This is a genomic window from Paenirhizobium cremeum (genome assembly GCF_047553425.1).
Taxonomy (GTDB): Bacteria; Pseudomonadota; Alphaproteobacteria; order Rhizobiales; family Rhizobiaceae; genus Allorhizobium; species Allorhizobium cremeum.
Genome location: NZ_CP180218.1, coordinates 137211 through 155326, shown reverse-complemented (window position 1 = coordinate 155326; position 18116 = coordinate 137211). Strand labels below are relative to the sequence as shown.

15 protein-coding genes are annotated in these 18116 nt (G+C 63.6%); 3 read left to right on the top strand and 12 right to left on the bottom strand.

Going from position 1 to position 18116, the window contains the following annotated elements; genetic code table 11:
• Nucleotides 1-78: 78 nt before the first annotated feature.
• Nucleotides 79-1794: a GMC family oxidoreductase gene (locus ACLBKR_RS20975; protein WP_113438332.1), complete on the bottom strand. Its 1716-nt coding sequence runs from the start codon at nt 1792-1794 to the stop codon at nt 79-81.
• Between the two features lie 492 nt (nt 1795-2286).
• On the opposite strand from ACLBKR_RS20975, the gene ACLBKR_RS20970 reads away from it, so the two are divergent.
• Nucleotides 2287-3486, top strand: coding sequence for an ROK family transcriptional regulator (locus ACLBKR_RS20970; protein ID WP_414901877.1), 1200 nt, complete (start codon nt 2287-2289; stop codon nt 3484-3486).
• A gap of 126 nt (nt 3487-3612) precedes the next feature.
• Here ACLBKR_RS20970 and ACLBKR_RS20965 read toward each other — a convergent pair whose 3' ends face one another.
• From ACLBKR_RS20965 to ACLBKR_RS20955, 3 genes are read right to left on the bottom strand one after another with little or no spacing between them, the layout of a single operon-like run.
• Nucleotides 3613-4431, bottom strand: coding sequence for a carbohydrate ABC transporter permease (locus ACLBKR_RS20965; protein WP_112827076.1), 819 nt, complete (start codon nt 4429-4431; stop codon nt 3613-3615).
• The gene (locus tag ACLBKR_RS20960; protein WP_244711346.1) at nt 4428-5375 is read right to left on the bottom strand and encodes a carbohydrate ABC transporter permease; all 948 of its coding nucleotides are present in this window, start codon (nt 5373-5375) and stop codon (nt 4428-4430) included. Before ACLBKR_RS20960 ends, ACLBKR_RS20965 begins: the two co-directional genes overlap by 4 nt.
• The gene (locus tag ACLBKR_RS20955) at nt 5372-6613 is read right to left on the bottom strand and encodes an extracellular solute-binding protein (RefSeq protein ID WP_112827075.1); all 1242 of its coding nucleotides are present in this window, start codon (nt 6611-6613) and stop codon (nt 5372-5374) included. Before ACLBKR_RS20955 ends, ACLBKR_RS20960 begins: the two co-directional genes overlap by 4 nt.
• A 333-nt stretch (nt 6614-6946) precedes the next feature.
• Between ACLBKR_RS20955 and ACLBKR_RS20950 the strand changes: the two genes are divergently transcribed.
• The gene (locus ACLBKR_RS20950) at nt 6947-8077 is read left to right on the top strand and encodes a sn-glycerol-3-phosphate ABC transporter ATP-binding protein UgpC (protein ID WP_112827074.1); all 1131 of its coding nucleotides are present in this window, start codon (nt 6947-6949) and stop codon (nt 8075-8077) included.
• Nucleotides 8078-8159: 82 nt separating this feature from the next.
• Nucleotides 8160-8924: a glucosamine-6-phosphate deaminase gene (gene nagB, locus ACLBKR_RS20945; RefSeq protein WP_113339856.1), complete on the top strand. Its 765-nt coding sequence runs from the start codon at nt 8160-8162 to the stop codon at nt 8922-8924.
• Nucleotides 8925-9034: 110 nt separating this feature from the next.
• Here the strand turns inward: nagB and ACLBKR_RS20940 are convergent, their stop codons facing one another.
• The 8 genes from ACLBKR_RS20940 to ACLBKR_RS20905 all read right to left on the bottom strand — a co-directional run bounded on the left by ACLBKR_RS20940 (nt 9035) and on the right by ACLBKR_RS20905 (nt 17927).
• The gene (locus ACLBKR_RS20940; protein WP_113448062.1) at nt 9035-10792 is read right to left on the bottom strand and encodes a GH116 family glycosyl hydrolase; all 1758 of its coding nucleotides are present in this window, start codon (nt 10790-10792) and stop codon (nt 9035-9037) included.
• A gap of 35 nt (nt 10793-10827) precedes the next feature.
• Complete coding sequence (locus tag ACLBKR_RS20935) at nt 10828-11817, bottom strand: ROK family protein (protein ID WP_414901872.1); 990 nt, start codon at nt 11815-11817, stop codon at nt 10828-10830.
• Nucleotides 11818-11907: 90 nt separating this feature from the next.
• Nucleotides 11908-12780, bottom strand: coding sequence for a DMT family transporter (locus ACLBKR_RS20930; protein WP_162758878.1), 873 nt, complete (start codon nt 12778-12780; stop codon nt 11908-11910).
• Nucleotides 12781-13223: 443 nt separating this feature from the next.
• Complete coding sequence (locus ACLBKR_RS20925) at nt 13224-13733, bottom strand: hypothetical protein (RefSeq protein ID WP_112827069.1); 510 nt, start codon at nt 13731-13733, stop codon at nt 13224-13226.
• Complete coding sequence (locus tag ACLBKR_RS20920) at nt 13726-15036, bottom strand: hypothetical protein (RefSeq protein ID WP_414902059.1); 1311 nt, start codon at nt 15034-15036, stop codon at nt 13726-13728. Before ACLBKR_RS20920 ends, ACLBKR_RS20925 begins: the two co-directional genes overlap by 8 nt.
• The gene (locus tag ACLBKR_RS20915) at nt 15033-15791 is read right to left on the bottom strand and encodes an ABC transporter ATP-binding protein (protein ID WP_414902057.1); all 759 of its coding nucleotides are present in this window, start codon (nt 15789-15791) and stop codon (nt 15033-15035) included. The genes ACLBKR_RS20920 and ACLBKR_RS20915 overlap by 4 nt, the downstream gene beginning before the upstream one ends.
• A complete protein-coding gene (locus ACLBKR_RS20910) occupies nt 15788-16840 on the bottom strand; it encodes an iron ABC transporter permease (RefSeq protein ID WP_113448059.1) in 1053 nt (350 codons plus the stop codon). The genes ACLBKR_RS20915 and ACLBKR_RS20910 overlap by 4 nt, the downstream gene beginning before the upstream one ends.
• A gap of 1 nt (nt 16841) precedes the next feature.
• The gene (locus tag ACLBKR_RS20905; protein WP_113339850.1) at nt 16842-17927 is read right to left on the bottom strand and encodes an ABC transporter substrate-binding protein; all 1086 of its coding nucleotides are present in this window, start codon (nt 17925-17927) and stop codon (nt 16842-16844) included.
• Nucleotides 17928-18116: the final 189 nt, after the last annotated feature.

Genomic DNA, 18116 nt, shown 5'->3' with positions numbered 1-18116 from the left:
CCGATCTGCGGAACAGGTATAAGGCCGGCAACGTCGGCCAGGGCAAAAAGCCGAGAGCGGACAGGCGACCGCTCTGCCTCAGCCGGCCCTCAGTTGCGCGCTCAGATGATCGGCCAGTCTGATCGCAAAGGCGACGATCATCAGGGTGGGATTGGCATGGCCGCTGGTCGGGAAGACGGAACCGCCGGCGACATAGAGGTTGGGCAGCGCGTGGACCTTGCAGTTCCTGTCGACGACACCGGTCTTCGGGTCGTTCGACATCCGTGTCGTGCCGAGCGTATGCGCCATGTCGATGATGACGATATCTTCAGGCCGGCGTTCGCGCGCCCATTCCTCCAGCGTGGGAGCGGGTAGTCCCTGGCTTACAAGCGCTGCGCGCGAGAGTTCGGCGATCCGCAGCAGCGTATGCCGCTCGGCCGCGTTGATGCGCCAGTCCACCCTTGCGAGAGGCGTGCCGAACCGGTCCTTCCGCGAACTGAGGCTGATCCTGCTTTGGGGATTGGGCATCTGCTCGCAAATGGCTTCGATGCGCAGGCCGGAAAGCTTGTGGGGCAAGCCGCGGCTCTGGAATTCGTCTGCGACCATGTTCGGCGACAGCCGGATCGCGGCATTGATGACGAGGTCCTTGACGGCCTGGGGCGTGCGGTGGTCCGACAGGACCCTCATGCCGATCCCCCTCGCAAGAAACCCCGATCCCGTCACCACCGACAACAGGTCGCGGCTGATGTTCGCGCTTTTCCAGCGCAACAGTTTTTTCAGCGCGTCCCACGGATCGTCGGGCGCCCGTTCCGTCGAGAAATAGACCGCGGCGTTGAGCAGTTGTTCCTGTTCCTGCACGCGCTCGGTCAGTGCCAGCCCATGCATGAACATATGCGAACGGCTCTTGTGGTGAACCCCGAAGAAGCCGAAAAGCTTAGCAGGCACGGCCATGTCATCGGCCGAGAAACGGCCGACACGCGCGGCGGCATGATCTATCAGATAGCGTCCCACCACATCGTAGCGATTGCCGATACCGTTGGTGTGAACGTCGTTGGATGCCAAGAGCAGGCGGGCGTTTTCAATGCCGCTTGCGGCAAGGACGCAGAGCTTCGCTTCGATGCGCGCGCGCCTGCCCTCCATGCTGGCGACGTCGAGATACGAAAAATGCGTCCCCTCGGCGTTCAGGCCGACATGCGTCACGGATGCATCGAGCAGAATGCGGACATTGGCGGGCCGCCGCGCCATCACCTCGCTGCCGAAACGCATGACGTCGAGCTTGTCGACGCGGGAACGGGCGAATTGCCAATAGAAGGAATGCAGCCCCTCCGCATCGAACCGTCGGGGCGGCGCCTTGGGGCTCAGGTTCAGAACCTCTGTCGCGCGTAGCAGGTAAGGCGCGATCTCACCGTGATCGACCGGCCAACCGGAATAAGGGACCCAGGGGCGCGGCTTGAAGTCGATGGCATCGAAGGGGGCCGATTTGCCGGCCCATGCATGCGTCGATCCGCCGAGGGCCCGACATCGGACCCCGAAGGGCTGGACCTGCGGAGACCAGAACTGGGCTTGAGAGCCGTGGAATTCTATCCGTTTTTTCACCTGCGCTTCCGACTGAAGCTCGCCGATGTTCTCGACCGCATTGAGTTCAGCATGCTGTGCGGTTTCCACTTCGAGCCCGCTTTCGACGACGAGCACCTTCCTGCCCGTAGCCGCGCATTCGCTGGCGATCGTCAGGCCCACGGGACCGGCGCCCACGATCACGAGATCCGCCGCGATCGTGGAGCTCTCATCAAGATCCGCCAGACGTTCGATTTTCATGGGATGCCAGCTTCCCTTACGCACACAGCACACACGCTTTACCCAGGCTGGATCAGACCGGTTATTGCCGGCGTTTTCAATTCTCAGGAGGGCTGAGACCGATGCCTCCGGCCCATATAATCAGACAGTCCACCCCCTTCATAAGACGATATTGACACGACAAACCTGCCTCGCCGGGCCATTGCCCGAACGAGTTTACCCACCGGGGATGGACGGGGATCTTCCACGTCTCATCCAACGACAGGAAGGAAGACCTGTCACTCGCCGACAGGATTTTTCGGAGCGGAAAGCGCCCTGCGGATGGAAAAGGATGCCCGCAGCATCCCGCGCCGGGGAGAGGGCGCCGATTGCGCCATCCGCCTGTGAATAGATCAAATTCCGCGTAGGGATTAAGTTCGTCAGGTCGGCGAACGCTTTCAAAAGCTTCCCGCTTGAGGTAATCATTCCGAGCATCGTTCGCAGCCCGTTCACAACCCAAGAGGCCCGCCGCCCATGAATCTCAGAGCGCCCCCCGCGCCCGTTCTGCGACAGATCTCCGTTCGCGCGGCCATGGATATCCTTCTCAACGAGGGCCCGACCTCGCGCGCCACGCTCGCCAAGAAAACCGGACTTTCCAAGCAGACCATGTCGGAGGTCATCCGCACCCTGGAGGAATCCGGCTGGGTGCGCGTCAAGGGTGTCGTGAGCGGCAAGGTCGGGCGAAGCGCCATCACATATGAAGTCGCCCCCGATGGCGGCTACGCGCTCGGCGTCGACATCGGCGCCAACACTGTTCGCCTGGCGCTGGTCAGCCTCACGGGCACCATCGTCCATGAAATCGAACATGCCACCGGCGGCAAGACGGGCCTTGCCCAGTTCGAACAGGTGCATGACCTCGTCGAGGCCGGGCTTGCGCGTTCCAATATACGGCCGGAGAAAATGCTCTTCGCCGCAGTCGCCACCCCCGGCGTGGTCGATCCGGAGACGGGCCATCTGGCGCTCGCCCCCAACATGGGCGACGTCGGCAGCCTCGATGTGGTGAGGGGGCTGCGACAGGCGCTGGGTTGCGACGTGACGATCGAGAACGACGTCAATGCCGCAATGATCGGCGAAGCCTGGAAGGGCTGCTCCACCGGCATCGACAGCGGCGCATTCATTTCGCTCGGAACCGGCATCGGCCTCGGCATGATGATTAACGGCAAGCTCATAAGAGGAGCCCGGGGCGCGGCGGGCGAAATCTCCTATCTTCCTTTCGGCGCCGATCCTTATGCGGCCGACAGCCTCGAGCGCGGCGCCCTGGAATGCGCAATCGGCGCCCGCGGAATCGTCGAGCGCCACAAGGCTGCCGGCGGCCTCGGCACATCGGTGCGCGAGGTGCTGGAGCGGGCCGAAGCCGGCGAGACACCCGCACTGGCAACGATCCGCGAGACGGCCCGCCTCGCAGCGCTGCTCGTCGTCTCGGTCGATGCGATGATCGATCCGGAAAAGATCGTGCTCGGCGGCAATGTCGGCCGCCATCCGCTGATGGTAAAGCTCATCCGCGAGGCCCTGCCGGCCTGCACGCGCCGGCCGATCGCGGTCGAGGCAAGCCTGCTCGGTTCGCGCGCCACCCTGATCGGCGCCGTCGCCATTGCCCTCAACCACCTGCACAACAGCCTCTTTTCGCCGCAGGACCTGCCGAGCGAAATGCGCCTGCCGCAGCAGCATCCGTAGTCGCGGACGCGACTGCCGCGACAGAGCCTGCACCGGCGGGAGGCACTCTCCGCAAAAGAAAACGCCGGCTGGCGAAGCTCTCGCCAACCGGCGTTTCCGTCGTCCTTCCTTGGGAGGAAAGCTCGGTTATTCCTTCGTCGCACCCGCCATAATGCCGCCCATCAGCAGTCTCTGCAGCGCCGAGAAGACGACCAGCACCGGCAGCACGGAAAGGACGGACATCGACAGCAACCGGGGCCAGTCGATGCCGAAACGGCCGACCGAATTGGCGATCGCCATCTGCACCGTCCACATGTCCTGGTCGTTGACGATCAGGAATGGCCAGAGATAGTCGTTCCAGCGCCAGACCAGGTTGAAGGCCATCAGCGTCCCGATCGCGGGAATGGACAGTGGAACGATGATCCGCAGGAGGATGCGCCATTCCGGCGTGCCGTCGAGACGGGCGGCCTCGAGCAGGCTGTCGGGGATGTTGACGATATACTGCCGCATCAGGAAGACGCCGGTCGGCGTCGCGGCCGGTGCGATAATCAGACCGGCCAGCGTGTTGAGAAGGCCGAGGTCCCGCAGCACCAGGAAGACCGGAATGAGCACGATCTGCAGCGGCACCATCAGCGATGACATAATCAGCATGAAGAGTACGGTGTCGCCCTTGAAGCGGAACTTGGCCAGCGCATAGCCGGCCATGACGCTGATGGTCACGGACAGCATGGCGGAGAGAATGGCGACGATCGCCGAATTCTGGAAAAACAGCAGGAAGCGCGCCTTCGAGATTGCATTTGCAAAGTTCTCGAAAGTCGGGTTCACCGGCAACAGCGTCGGCGGCCACTGGAAAATCTCAGCCTGCGGCTTGAGAGCCGACAAAAGCAACCAGCCCGGCGGCAGCATGAAGACGAGGAGGACCAGCGCGACGAGCGTCAGGCGAAGGGGGGAATAGGGAGAGCTCATTCCTTGCTCCTCGAAACGCGCAACTGCACGATGGTCAGCGTAATCAGGATGATGAACAGAACCGCCGACTGGGCAGCGGCGATGCCGGCCTGCATCGGTTTCTGGAATGCGGTCTCGTAGATCGTCTGGATGAGATAGACGGTCGCCTTGCCCGGGCCGCCGCCGGTGAGAGAGACGACAAGTTCATAGACCTTGAAAGCCTCGATACAGGACAGCACCACAACCACGGCCATGGTGGGCTTCAGCAGCGGCAGGGTGATGTGGGTGAACTGCCGCCATTTCGGCGTGCCGTCAATCGAGGCTGCCTCGTAGTAATCCGGCGAGATCGCGGTCAGGCCCGAAAGGAAGATCATCATGTTCACGCCCGCCTGCCACCAGATCCAGGCGACCATGACGGCAATCTGCGCCATGGTATCCTGCTCGAGCCACGGAACCGGCGCGATCTCGACAAGCGACAGCAGGTAATTGACAAGGCCGTTGTTCAAGCCGAACAGCCAGCGCCAGGTGACGCCGATGATGAGAAGGCTAATCATCGAGGGAAAGAAGACGACGGTCCTGACAAAGGAGAAAAGCCTCGTCTGCGGCTGCAGCAGAAGCGCAAGTCCAAGCGAAAAGGCGATGTTCAGCGGCACGGCGCAGACCACGAAGACCACCGTCTTGAACAGCGACGTCCTGAATTCGCCGTTTCCGAGCAGGCTGACGAAGTTGTCGAAGCCGACGAAGGTCGGCAACGTCTGGGGTACCTGCGGCAGGACCACGACCCCGCGCTTGAAAAAGGCCATGACGAGGCCTTGCGCCAGGGGGTAGAGCGTGAAGGCGACGAGCAGCGCCACCGTCGGCAGCATCAGGAGATAAGGCCAGGCGAAGCGAAAGGCCGCCTTGGCCGGGGATGCGGCGGACGGGCTTGCGCCCGTCCCCGCTGCCTGGGTGACGACCGCACTCACCGGCCAGCCTCGATAGCTTCCTGCGCGGCCTGGCGGATCTGCTTGACGGCCTCGGCCGTGCTGATCTGACCGGCGACGGCCTGCGTCACGGCCGGCTTGATGACGGCCCAGACCGGCTGCATTTCCGGCCATGCCTGGTCGGTCGCGGCATAGGCCGGGCTGGCGTCAAGCTCGGACTGCATGGTCTTGACCGCGGCGGAGGCCGCCTCGTTGCCATATTCGACCTTGGCGGCCTTCAGGTTCGCCGGAATGACGCCGAAGGTCTTGGCATAATCCGCCTGCACGTCCGCAGAGGTGATCCACTTGATGAAATCCACCGCTTCCTTGAGGTTCGGGCTGGTATTGAAGGCGACCAGATAATCGCCGCCGTAGATCGACGAGCGCACTGTGCCCGCCGGTGTCGGGCCGGCCTGCCAGGCAAAGCCCGCCTTGCCTGCAAGCGTCGGGATCTGCCAGCTGCCGGACATATAGGCGACCGCCTGTCCTCCGACGAAGAGTTCCTTCGGATTGTCAGAGCTTGCACCGGTCCACAAGCCTGGCGGCATGGCGTCCTTGGTGATGGCGATGAAGTCGTCGAGGCTCTTTTCCCACTTGGCATCGTCCATAACGACCTGGATCGGCTCCTTCTCGGAGAAGATGTGGTTGCCATACTGGAACTGGTGAACGATGAAGCGGCTTGCCGACACGTCCCAGACCAGCGGATAGCGCGTGCCGGATTTTTCGGCGACTTCCTTGATCTTCGGAATGAATTCTTCCCAGGTCCAGCCCTTGTCCTGGGCCGGGATCTCGACGCCGGCCTTCTTGAAGGCGTCGACGTTGAGGAAGATACCGGTCGAGGTCACGTTCAGCGGCGCGGCGATGACCTTGTCGCCGAGACGGGCTCCATCGGCCCAGCCCTTGACGAAGTCGTTGATCCATTCCGGCCCGATCTCCTTGTTGAGGTCGGCGAGGAACGGCCGGATGACCGGCTCCATGGACGATGTCAGAGACAGGTCAGGCATGATGCCGGAGGCCGCATACTGCTGGAATTTCTGCAGCATGCCGTCATAGGGCGTGATCTGCAGATCGAAGGTCGTGTCCGGATGCGATGCGGTGTACTTGTCGAGAATGGTACGCAGCGCGGCTTCCTGGCTGTCGTCCTCGACGTACCAGACGAGCTTGAGTTCCGCCGCCGCAGCGCCGGACAGCGACATGAGCGTTGCCAGCGCTGCCGCGCCGGTGAGTTTCAGGACATTCATCACGTTCCCCTTTCATCTGCCCGACCATGGCCGGTGCGATGTTCTTGTTTGGCACCCGGCGCGACAAGCAGGTCGAGCCGGAATTCGACGAAAATAATTTGTTCGGTACCAAGACGAATTAAATATGCCTTTCGTTTGGAGTCAAGCCGAATCCTCGGAAAGTCAGCCACACGCGCGTTTCACCGCCTTTGCGGTTGATATCTTCTCGGGTCGATCAATAAAATATGTTCGTTACCTTGACGAACTATAATGAATTGGTCACACTGGCGACGAATTGGGCTTATAGGGTTCCGCGCGAAGGTGACGCCCTTCCGGGCGAAAGAGGACGAAACAATGGCGGGTCTGACATTGACAGGGGTGGTCAAGCTTTATGGCACCCATCCGGTTATCCACGGCATCGATCTCGACGTGAAGGACGGAGAATTCGTCGTCCTGGTCGGTCCGTCCGGCTGCGGCAAGTCCACTCTTCTCCGTTCGATTGCCGGTCTTGAGGCGACAAGCGCCGGCACCATCCGCATCGGCGAGGACGACGTTACCCGCCTGCCCCCCGGCGACCGCGGCATTGCCATGGTGTTTCAGTCCTATGCGCTCTACCCGCACATGACCGTGCGCAAGAACCTGTCGTTCGGACTTGAGAACCTCAAGATGAGCCGGGAGGAAATCGACGCGCGCGTTGCAGAGGCGGCGCGGATGCTGGCGATCGAGCCGCTGCTCGACCGGCGGCCGAAGCAGCTCTCGGGTGGCCAGCGGCAGCGCGTGGCAATCGGCCGGGCCATCGTGCGCCAGCCGAAGATCTTCCTTTTCGACGAGCCGCTCTCCAATCTCGATGCCGCCTTGCGCGTGCAGACCCGTGGCGAAATCAGCAGGCTGCACAAGCGGCTCGGCTCCACCATGATCTACGTGACCCACGACCAGATCGAGGCCATGACCATGGCCGACCGCATCGCCGTGCTGAATGGCGGCCGGCTGGAGCAGTTCGGCGCGCCGCTCGAGCTTTTCGATTATCCCGCCAACAAATTCGTCGCCGGCTTCATCGGTTCGCCCCGGATGAATTTCTTCGAGGGGACCATTCTCGACGCCCAGTCGGAGCGCGTGACCGTGGACGTTCCCGGATTCGGCGCGCTCTCGCTGCCGGTCGAAGGGGCCTCCGGAAAAGTCGGCGAGAAAGCGACGCTGGGCGCGCGGCCCAATCATTTCCAGTTGCGCCGCACAGCATCGGGCGAAGGCCATGCCGTGCGCTTCGAGACGAACTATGCCGAAAGCGTCGGCACGGAAACCTATGTCTATGGAAAGCTGGAGGGCAACGAGGCGGATGTGGTGCTGCACCTTCCCGACCATGTGCCGGCCCAGGAGGGCGACATTCTGGAACTGGTGATCGAGTCGGCCCGCCTGCACCTCTTTCATGCCGAAACGGGCGTATCGTTTCCCAAGCGGCGCGCCGACGGCACCCGCGTCGCCGCCTGAAGCCTTTAGGCCCGAACCTTCTCGAACGACCGGCCGCCTGACGGGCGGACGGCATGATCCACCCTGCCTTCACGAGAAAACCATGCAGACCAACAGCGCCCGCCTGCCTGCCAGACGTTCCGGCGTCACGGTGGCTCCCGATGCGAGGGAAGCCGCGCGGCTTGTCGCAGCCCGCATCGTCGCGTTCATGAAGGAAAAGCCCGATGCCGTACTGGGGCTTGCCACCGGCGCCACGATGGAACCGGTCTATGCGGAGCTGGTTGCAGCCTATCGCGCCGGCAACGTCAGCTTCGCATCGGCCTCAACCTTCAATCTCGACGAATATGTCGGCCTGGCGAGCGAGCATCCGGCCGCTTATCGATCGACGATGAACCGGCTGCTGTTCGACCATGTCGATATCGACAAGACGCGTACCCATGTGCCCGATGGTCATGCAAGCGATCCTTCCGCCGCCGCTGCGCGCTACGAAGCCGCCATCGCCGCGACCGGGCCGATCGACCTGCAGTTGCTCGGGATAGGCCGCAACGGCCATATCGGGTTCAACGAACCCGGCTCCCCCCTCGACAGCCGCACCCGCGTCGTGGAGTTGCATTCCTCCACGCTCGATGCCAACCGCGCCTTCTTTCCCGATGGGAGAATGCCCCATTTCGCCATTACCATGGGAATCGCGACAATCCTCCAGGCCCGCCGCATCCTGCTGCTCGCAACGGGTCCGGCCAAGCGCGACGCCGTTGTACGGGCGCATGCGGGCGGTTTCGACATCGATTGCCCTGCATCGGCGCTCAGCGGCCACGCAAACGTCGAGTGGATCGTTGACGCCGAGGCGGCCGCCGGCCTGTCCGGCTAAGCGGTAGCGCTCGCCTTTAACACCGCCCAAAAAGAGAAGCGATCCCCGCTCTTTCGAACGGGGATCGCTTCAGCGTGTCCGCAAAGCCCGAACCTGGGACCGGCGGCCGTCTATTCGACGACCGCTCCCTTGGCGATCGCCGCCTCGATCGCCTCCCTGTATTCGAGAATTGCGGCCGCATGCATGCCCGTCCATCCCTGCAGCAGGGACCCTCGACCGAAAGGCGGGGCAAAATATTCGACGGAACCGATCCACCCGTTTTCAAGGCATGTCTTCCACCATCGCAGCATCGGATAATCCCAACCGTCAAGGCCGAAACGAAGCCGCTGCTCGGCATAGAGGCCGGAGAGATACGGCCAGTCGGAGCCGTTGTGATAACGATAGGCGAAAGCCGACTTGGCGCGTGTATCCGCAACGCGCTTGAACGGCGGCCATGCGCACATCACCCCCCAGTCGCCATAGGGCTGGCGGTCGTTGTTACGGGTCTCGAGAAGCGCCTGCACGTGCCCCAGAACCGTTCGGGCACGCTCTGCCGGGACCGCGTCGAAGCGCAACAGGGTGAGGCTATCGAGCGTGAGGTGATCCTCGACGAAATCGCCCTTGATCCCGTAATCGGCATACCAGCCCGAAGGCTGGAGCAGCGCGCCGTCGAGCGAATTGCGCGCCTGGACGGCGAGTTCCGAAGCCTCCTGCGCCACGGAGGCGTCGCAGGTCGCGCCATGGCGCGCGATCACGTCCAGCGCACCGATCCACAAGCCGACGTCGTAGGACACATAGCCGTGCCGATAGACATTGTCGGCCCAGTCCCGGTCGTGTCGCGGCTTGACCGGCAGGCCGGTTCCATGGCTGTCGAAGCCGATGTAACGACGGAAGATTGCCTCGACGACCGGCCAGTGCCTTCGCATGACGTCCGTATCGCCGGTGGTGCAGATATAGTCGCCGATGGTGAGGACAAAGAATAGCGGGCTATCGAAATGATCGCTCCACCAGTCCGTCGGGCGCAGATGCTCCATGCGATATTCCGGCGCGGTGGTTCGGTATTTCTCCCATTCGAGCCCCTGTGCGGGACCGGTCAGAATGACGCCGCTCGGCGCCTCGCCATCCGGCTGGATGCCGGTCGCCAGAAGGTCGATCTGCTCGCGCACCGCATCCGGTTCAAGGAAAAGCAGGGCCTGGAGCGTCCAGTAGCCGTCACGGTAGTAGGTCCGGGTCGGCGCGCTGTAGGCCTGGCCGGCGGCAAGGCCTAAAAACCGGCCGTCTTCGGCTCGCCGGATCGAAGAGAGGGAGGCATGGGCGCTCTGGAGCGCCATGCTGCGCAGCAGGGGCGGCGCCGACGGCAGCAGATCGCATCGTTCGACATGCGCCTGGCACTCGGCGACGATCTGTTCGGTGGTGAGCGACAGGCCACGCTCGGCCTCTTCCATGCCCGCGCCGACGGCGACGGCTATGACGCCATCCCCCCGGTCCTCGACGATCGTCACGCCCCAGGGCGTTTTGGCAATGCGCCGCCTGCCGCGGTGAACCACCTTTTCAGGCCGCACCAGCGAACCCCACCATGCGCAGCGCCGCGCCGGCTGCACAGAGCGCAGCACACTGTTGGTCAGCACCAGAACGGGCTGGGACTGAGCGACATGGAGACCCTGCCGATCCGCGCTCAGGCGATTGGGGGCATAGACGAACGGGCTGGTCCAGGGTTCCAGGAAGATATTGGCCATCCGGCCACAGCCCCAGAGCGAGACTTCCAGCCTGCCCTCGGGATAGAAGTCACCTTGCAGTCTCGGCGCCATGAAGGCGAGTTGGAGGGCCTCGCGGCTCGCCACCTGTCCGTCCGGTCTTGCTTTAGCGAGAGGCTGTTTCGTCTCGGTCATTGCTGTTTCCTTCCGTGCGATTGGCGAAAGCCGGGTTAGGCCGGGCGACGGTGCGCGTCCCCGGTGAGATGCAGGCCAAGCATGACGGCGCCGATCATGCCCGCCTGGGAACCGAACCGGCTTGGCTCGATACGGCAGTCGAAAGGCAGAAGCGGCCGCAAATAAGTCTTCAGCAGATCGAAGAAGCGGGCCTGGCTGCCAATGCCGCCACCGATGACCGTCAGCGTGGGATCGATCAGGCTATGGATGGCGGCTATGCCGACAGAGGCCGTCCGCGCGATATCGTCGATCACGCCTTCGGCCTCGCGGTCGCCCTGGGCGGCCTTCTCGAAAATGTCGGCAACCGTCTCGCCGTTTTCGGAATAGCGGCGGCGGATGCCGAGGGTGCCGACCTCATCCTCGAACAGGCCGTTCACGGATTTCGGCGCACGCGCATGGGGCTCCGCCCCCACCGGAAGATAACCGATCTCCCCTGCCCGGCCGAATTCGCCGCGGATCAGTTCTCCGGACAGGACGAGACCCATGCCGACGCCTGTGCCGAAGGAGACGAAGGCAAGCGACCGCTCTCCGCGACCGGCGCCGGCGCTGGCCTCGGCATAGGCCGCGAGATTGACGTCGTTCTCGACGATGACGGGACAAGGCAGCCGCTCGGCCATCAATGCGGCCAGCGGGCGCCCCTCCGGCAGCTCCAGATTGGGCGAAAGCGAAGCAAGGCCGGTGCTGGGCGAAACGGCGCCGGGTACGCCAATGACCACCTGCCGGACGTCCGAGACGGCAATACCTGCCCTGGCGGCCAGATCTTGCACGAGACGCGCCATCTGGGCCAGAACCGGGGCTCCCTGTCCATGCGCAGTCGGTTCGTTGAGGGTCGCCAGAACCTCGCCGCTTCCATCCGCAATGCCGCCAAGGATCTTCGTGCCGCCAAGGTCGATGCCGACCACATGGCTTCCGTCCGCAGGGCGACGGGCATTGGCCGCCAGCGACAGGGCATTCTCGGAGGCGGCAGGCGTCGAAATGGCTGACACAGCACTGTCCTTATATTTGTTCGGCATGTTGACGAATTTATTATGCGGCGAGCGATATCGGTGTCAAGGACGATACTGTCGGCGAGGGATCTATTCGCCGAGTGCCGTCGCTTCCGATTGCGCAGTTGAGGTTTCCTTCGCCAGGCGGCGCTCGCGATACCAGATGAACAGACCCGACGCGATGAGGATAGCAGCGCCCGCAAAGGTCCACATGGTCGGAACGTCGCCGAAGATCACGTAGCCGAGGAGCAGAACGGCGAGGAACTGGAAATATTGCAGCGGCGCCAGGAAGGACGCCGGCGCATAGCGATGCGCATGGATGTAGAAATAATGGCTGAGGGCCCCGAAAAAACCCGCGCCGATCAATGCAGCCCAAAGGCGCGGCTCGCCCGGCGAGACCCAGACGAAAGGCATGAGCGGCGTCAGGATCGCCGCCGGCAACCCCGCCATAATCAAGAGCATGCTGCCCGGGGAATCCGTTCCAGCCAGACGCCGCGTCATGATGCTGTAGCTCGCACCGACCAGCACCGACAGCAGAATGATGCCGAACGCCGGTTCGAAGCTGCCCGGCGTCGGCCGCGTGATGACCAGAACGCCAAGAAAGCCGACGAGGATCGCGCCCCAGCGGTAGCGTCCGACGGTCTCCCCGAGAAACACCACCGAGAGCAGCGTGACAAAGATCGGCCCCATGAACTGGATCGACAGCGTCTGGGCGATCTGCAGGTAGCTCAGCGCCAGAAAGTTCAGGCCCGTGCAGACGATCTGCACCGAAGCGCGCGCCAGTTGCAGCCTGGGGCTCGCCGTTCTCCAGGCCGAAGGCGTGTTCCAGGGATTGAAGACGACGGCCACCAGCGCGAAGTGAATGGCGAAGCGAAACCACACGACCTCGATGGCCGGAAGATCCTGCGAAGCGATCTTGGCGCAACTGTCGAGAAAGGCGAACAGGGTGACTGCGATCAGCATGTATGCCGCCGCCCTGGCCTTGTTTGTGGGGAATGCGGTCGCGGATTGACCCATCTGTCGGTTGGCGGTGGCCGGCGATGCCATGTCTGCCCTCGAAAACGAATTGCACTATCGTCTTCTATAGCAGCGAAATAAACATTCGTCACCATGACGAACTATTAATTTGCGACGTGAACGCCGGATAAAAAACGGAAGCTTGGCTCCCGTGGGCACAGCAAGGCCGAGGGGTCCGCAAACCCTCGTTACGGACCTTAATAACGACCGCTTGTCGGTTAATGGCGAAACTTCCGGCGCGCGCCGCACGCCGATCTTCGTTGCGGGGTCGTCCGCCGGATCGCCCGTGCCACGGCAACAAAGATAAGCGCTGACCGCGCGATCCGGCGGCATGGCCGGCTGCCTCCGCTTTGCAACGGGCAGTTTGCCCGGTCTAAGGCCGGAACCCGTCAGTACAGGCTGACGGCGTAAACCTCTTGCGGAGCAAGCGGCAGCAAACGGTAGGCCATCTCGGCCTTCAATTCCTCGTGACGGGCAATCTCATCGGGCGTCTTGTCCTTCTTGGCGCCGAGGGTGACGAATTCTTCCTTCACATGGCCGGGCCGGATCACAGCCTGTACCGTGCGGCCGCGATAGCTGAAGCGGAACACGTAGGGTCCGGGCGGGTCGGTGATGACGTCCTTGCCGCCGATCGACTTGTCGACGGTCAACCGCCCCTCGGTGAGCGCCCGGGTCACCATTTCCAGCGCATCGCGTCCGCCGGGGCCGGAAAAGGCGGTCACGATCGTCACCTCGCGCCGTTCCAAGGGCGTGTCGGACAGCAGCGGAAACGCCGCCTGCATGGCTTTGAGCGCATGAGCCACGCCGCCCGGAAAGCCGCCGCCGTGATAGGCGTTGATGCTGTCGAAGGTGAAGCTGATCGGGTGGCCGTTGTCGAGCACGGTAATGGCATTAGACATCTGCAAGGGCTTTCAGGTTGGGAACGAAGCGGTCGAGGAAACGGGTCGTGGCCGGCATGAAATGCGAGCCGTGATGGAACATCGGGTCGAGCGAGGAAAGGATCATCGTTCCCTTCGTCGAAACCCTGTCCTCGTAGAGGATCGCCCGGCCCTCGCCGTCACGGGCGAGCACCGTGGCGCCGTCCGGCGGAACAAACCAGCCATGCAGGTGCCAGGTCGCTTCCCGGTCGCCGATGTCGGCCATCAGCGGATGGCGGGCCGCAGCTTCGGTGACGCGCACGCCGAGATCGGCTGCCGGATCGAGCCACCACCACCAGTTCGTCGGAGTGCCGGTGAAGTCGACATGCGGCAGCCAAAGGTCGGACCGGCTCTCGCCGAGCGCGACCACAGTACCGCCCGCCGCCAGATGACGGGCAAGCACGGCTTTCTGCGCGATCATGCGCTGCACCGGCGTGCGGCAGGGAACCCACAGAATATCGTCGGGGCGCAGGATATCGGCGAGTTGTTCGGGCGCGCAGATCACGTCGAACGCTTCGGTATAGCGCGGTCCTTCCAGGCTGCGGATATGGTAGTAGGTACCACAGGACGGTGCGACAATGCGCCTCCCGGTCCGGCTCGACATGCGCATGCCGCCGTAGGTTTCGGGCTCGGCAAGCAATTCTTCGGCCGCCGACGATGACGACGCGGTCGGCCAAGGGTCGAGGCAGGCGCCGCCAAGGGTCCAGTCAATCATGCGGCGCGTCAGCTCGCCCGAAAGGTTCCATTCCAGCCCCATGGAACCGAGATCGTTGCCGGCATGGGAAAAGATGCGTCCGCCCCCAGGCCGGTCCCAGACCCAATCGACCGGCACCTTCGCCGACCCCAGACCGTTCACCGCCACGGCGCCTTCCGGCAGCGGATTGCAGCCCCGGCCGTAAAAGCCCGCCACGCCCTTGTTGGTCTCGAGCTTCGAAAGGTCGATGCCGGAAAACAACGGATGCGGGTTGACGGAGGAAAGGTCGAAATCGGCGCGCTTCGGCGCCTCGATCGGCCGGTACTGGGCCATGCCGTCGACCAGCGGCCGCACCATATGGCCGTTGAAAAACCAGCGTCCGCCGGCGTCGAGGAAGGCGGCAAGCACGTCGCGCATCAGGACCATGGCATTCTGGTCGAGCTGGTTGCCGGTAATCAGGCCCCTGTGGGCCAGAAGCATATCCGCCGTCAGCGCCGACTGCTCGACGATCGTCACCACGCCCTCGGCTGCGGCCGCCTTCACCGTCTCAGACGGGTCATCGTAGGCGGATTTCAGATAGATCGTGGTCATGCTGCCTCTATTCCGGCGAAGGCGGGCAGGATCGCCCGGCGCGTCTCGCCCGTCGGTCCGGTGACGTCCACCCAGCGCATCGCCACGCCGTAGAGTTCGGACAGCTTGTCGGGCTCGATCATGTCGGCGACGGTACCGTGGATTTCGCGCCCGCCGGGCATCATCAGCAACACGTCGTCGGCCGCCGCCAGCGCATGGTTGGGGTCGTGGGTGGTGAACAGGATCGCCTTGTCGCGGCGAAGCCTGAGCGTGTTCAAGAGTTCCAGCGTGCGCGACTGGTTGCCGAGATCGAGCGCAGAGGTCGGTTCGTCGAAGACCAGAGCCGGCGATCCGGTGGCGATGGCACGGGCGATCAGCACCATCTGCCGCTGGCCGCCGGACATGCGGTCGTAGCGAAGCTCGGCCAGATGGCAGGCGCCGACCTCGACCAGCGCCTCCTCGGCCGCCGCGCGGTCGTCCGCCGAGGGCTGGCCGAACAGGCCGAGCCTGGCCGCCCGACCCATGATGACCACGTCGAGGCCGGAAAGCTTGGCCTGCGAGGCGCCGTGCTGCGGCACGTAGCCGGCAATTTTCGGGGCGCTGCGGCGACCCTTCGCCAGCGGCTGGAAACCGAGCAGGGCGCGCAGCAGCGTGGTCTTGCCGCGACCATTGGGGCCGAGTACCGCCATGGAACGGCCGACCGGCACGGTGAAACTGATGCCGGAAAACAGGGTGCGGGCGCCGAAGGAAACGGAAGCGTCTTCAAGACCGATCATGTGCGGTTCGTCTCCTTGAAGTGACGGCGCAGCAGGTAGCCGAACACCGGCGCGCCGACCAGCGCAGTCAGGACGCCAAGCGGGATCTCGGCCGCCGTCAGCGTGCGCGCCATGGTGTCGATCAACGTCAGATAGGCGGCGCCCAGCAGGGCCGAGGCCGGGATCAGCGCACGGTGATCCTCGCCAACCAGGATGCGCGCAGCATGCGGCACGACAAGGCCGATCCAGCCGATGATACCGGCCACCGCCACCGAGGTTCCGGTCATCAGCGAAATGGCGATGAAGATGTACCAGCGCTCGCGGTCGGGATTGACGCCGAGCGAACGGGCCTCCTGCTCCTCGAGCGCCAGAAGGTTGAGCCGGTAGCGCAACAGCCAGACGGCAAGAAGACCAAGCCCCATGCCCGGCACGGCGAGCCACAGCCGGGGCCAGGTGGCGGTCGAGAAGGACCCCATCAGCCAGTAGACGATGGCGGGCAGCGAGGTATTGGGATCGGCGACGAACTGCACCACGGAGACCAGCGCGGCAAACAGCGCGCCGACGATCATGCCGGCCAGGATCACGGTGATGACCTCGGTGCGGCCATTGATGCGGGCAAGAAGCCCGACCAGAACCAACGCCGACAGGCCGAGAATGAAGGCCATTCCAAGCAGGACGAAACCGGAATAGCCGAACAGGATGGCGAGCGCGCCGCCGAAGGCGGCGCCCTGGCTGATGCCGAGCACCTGCGGCGAGACCAGCGGATTGCGGAACACGCCCTGTAGCGCCGCCCCGCCAACGGCGAGCGCTGCACCCGACAGCGCCGCCAGAAGCACGCGCGGCAATCGCACGAGCAGCACGATGCGCTCGTCCATCTGGGTCGGCACGGCATCCGGGTTCAGGATCGCCGCCAGCAGGATCTCGCCGATGCGCGTCACATCGACGGAAAAGCGTCCGGCCCCGATCGAAAACAGCATGGCGGCGGCGAGCGCCAGCCCCATGAGCCCGAACGCGCCAATCCTGAAGCCGATCCGGCTTCGGCGCCTGCTCTCCGTCGCCGCCATCGCCATCTTACTTCGCCTTGAACTGGGCGTAGTTCGTGGCGTCGCCCTGCATGCCGATCCACAGGATGCCGTCGATGTCCTCGTCGGTCAGGTCGTAGTCGTAGAGCGTCTTGTAGGCTTTTTTCATCTCGCCGCGCAGGTCGTACTGGAAGATGTCCGGATGCAGGAGATTGGCGAGCCACATCCAGGTCAGCGGGCTTTCCTGGTTCGGCGGGTCCCAGCGATAACCGCCGAGCGGCATCTTGTAGACGCGCTTTTCCTGGGCGGCCTTGGTCAGCGACAGGATCGGGTCGTCATAGATCCGCTCGACGCCGAGCTTGGCCTCGAAGCTATTGAGGAGGATGACGTCCGGGTTCCACTCGGCGATCTGCTCGGGACTGATCGTCGTGCCCTGGCCTTCAACCTTGGCGGAAGCCGATGTGGCGCCGACCAGATTGATATAAAAGGCGTTGTAGTTGCCCTTGTCGCCGGACGCGGTCAGCCCCTCGAGCGCGCGGCCGAGATAAAGCACCTTCGGCTTCTTCTCCGCCGGAATGTCCTTCGACTTCGCGGCCATTTCGGCGGCCACCTGATCGCGCCAGCCGTTAATCATATCGGCGCGCTCGGGCTTGCCCATCGCGGTCGCCACCATGGCCTGGTACTGCTTGGTCTTTTCCTCCGTGCCGTAGGAAATCAGCAGCGCGGTGAGGCCGGCATTGACGATCGGGTCGACCAGGTCGGGGCCGCGATCGGCCCACTGGATCACCAGTTCCGGATTGGTGGCCGCAAGTTCCTCGACGTTCGGAATGAAGTTCGGCGCGGTGATGTCTGAGGGGATGTCCTTGGCCTCGGGGAAGATCCTGCCGAGCACGCCCTCGACGATCGCCGACTTGGCGGTCGGGTTCATGCCGACGAGCTTCGAGGTACCGCCGTCCATGGCGATGATGGTCGAGGCCATCGGGATCGGGATCGAGGCGATGCGCTCGGCCGGCTTTGCCAGCGTCACGGTGCGCTTTTCATGGTCGATGATGGTGATCGGTTCCGCCAATGAAATGACCGGTTGCGTAACAACGAGCGCAAGAGCGATCGCCAGCTCGTTCCGTCTGGAAAACATGAAACTGTCCCTCAAAATTTAGTGCTATATCTCCATCCTAAATATGATTGATAGTGTCAAGTTTTTTGGAATCTTTGTGTGTCGTGAGGACATCGGGGCGTCCCACAGGGGATACGGCATGCCACGGATCGGCGCCGGTTCCGTGCCGGCATCCGGGTGCGACTCCGACAAGAGATCGGCTTCCCGGTG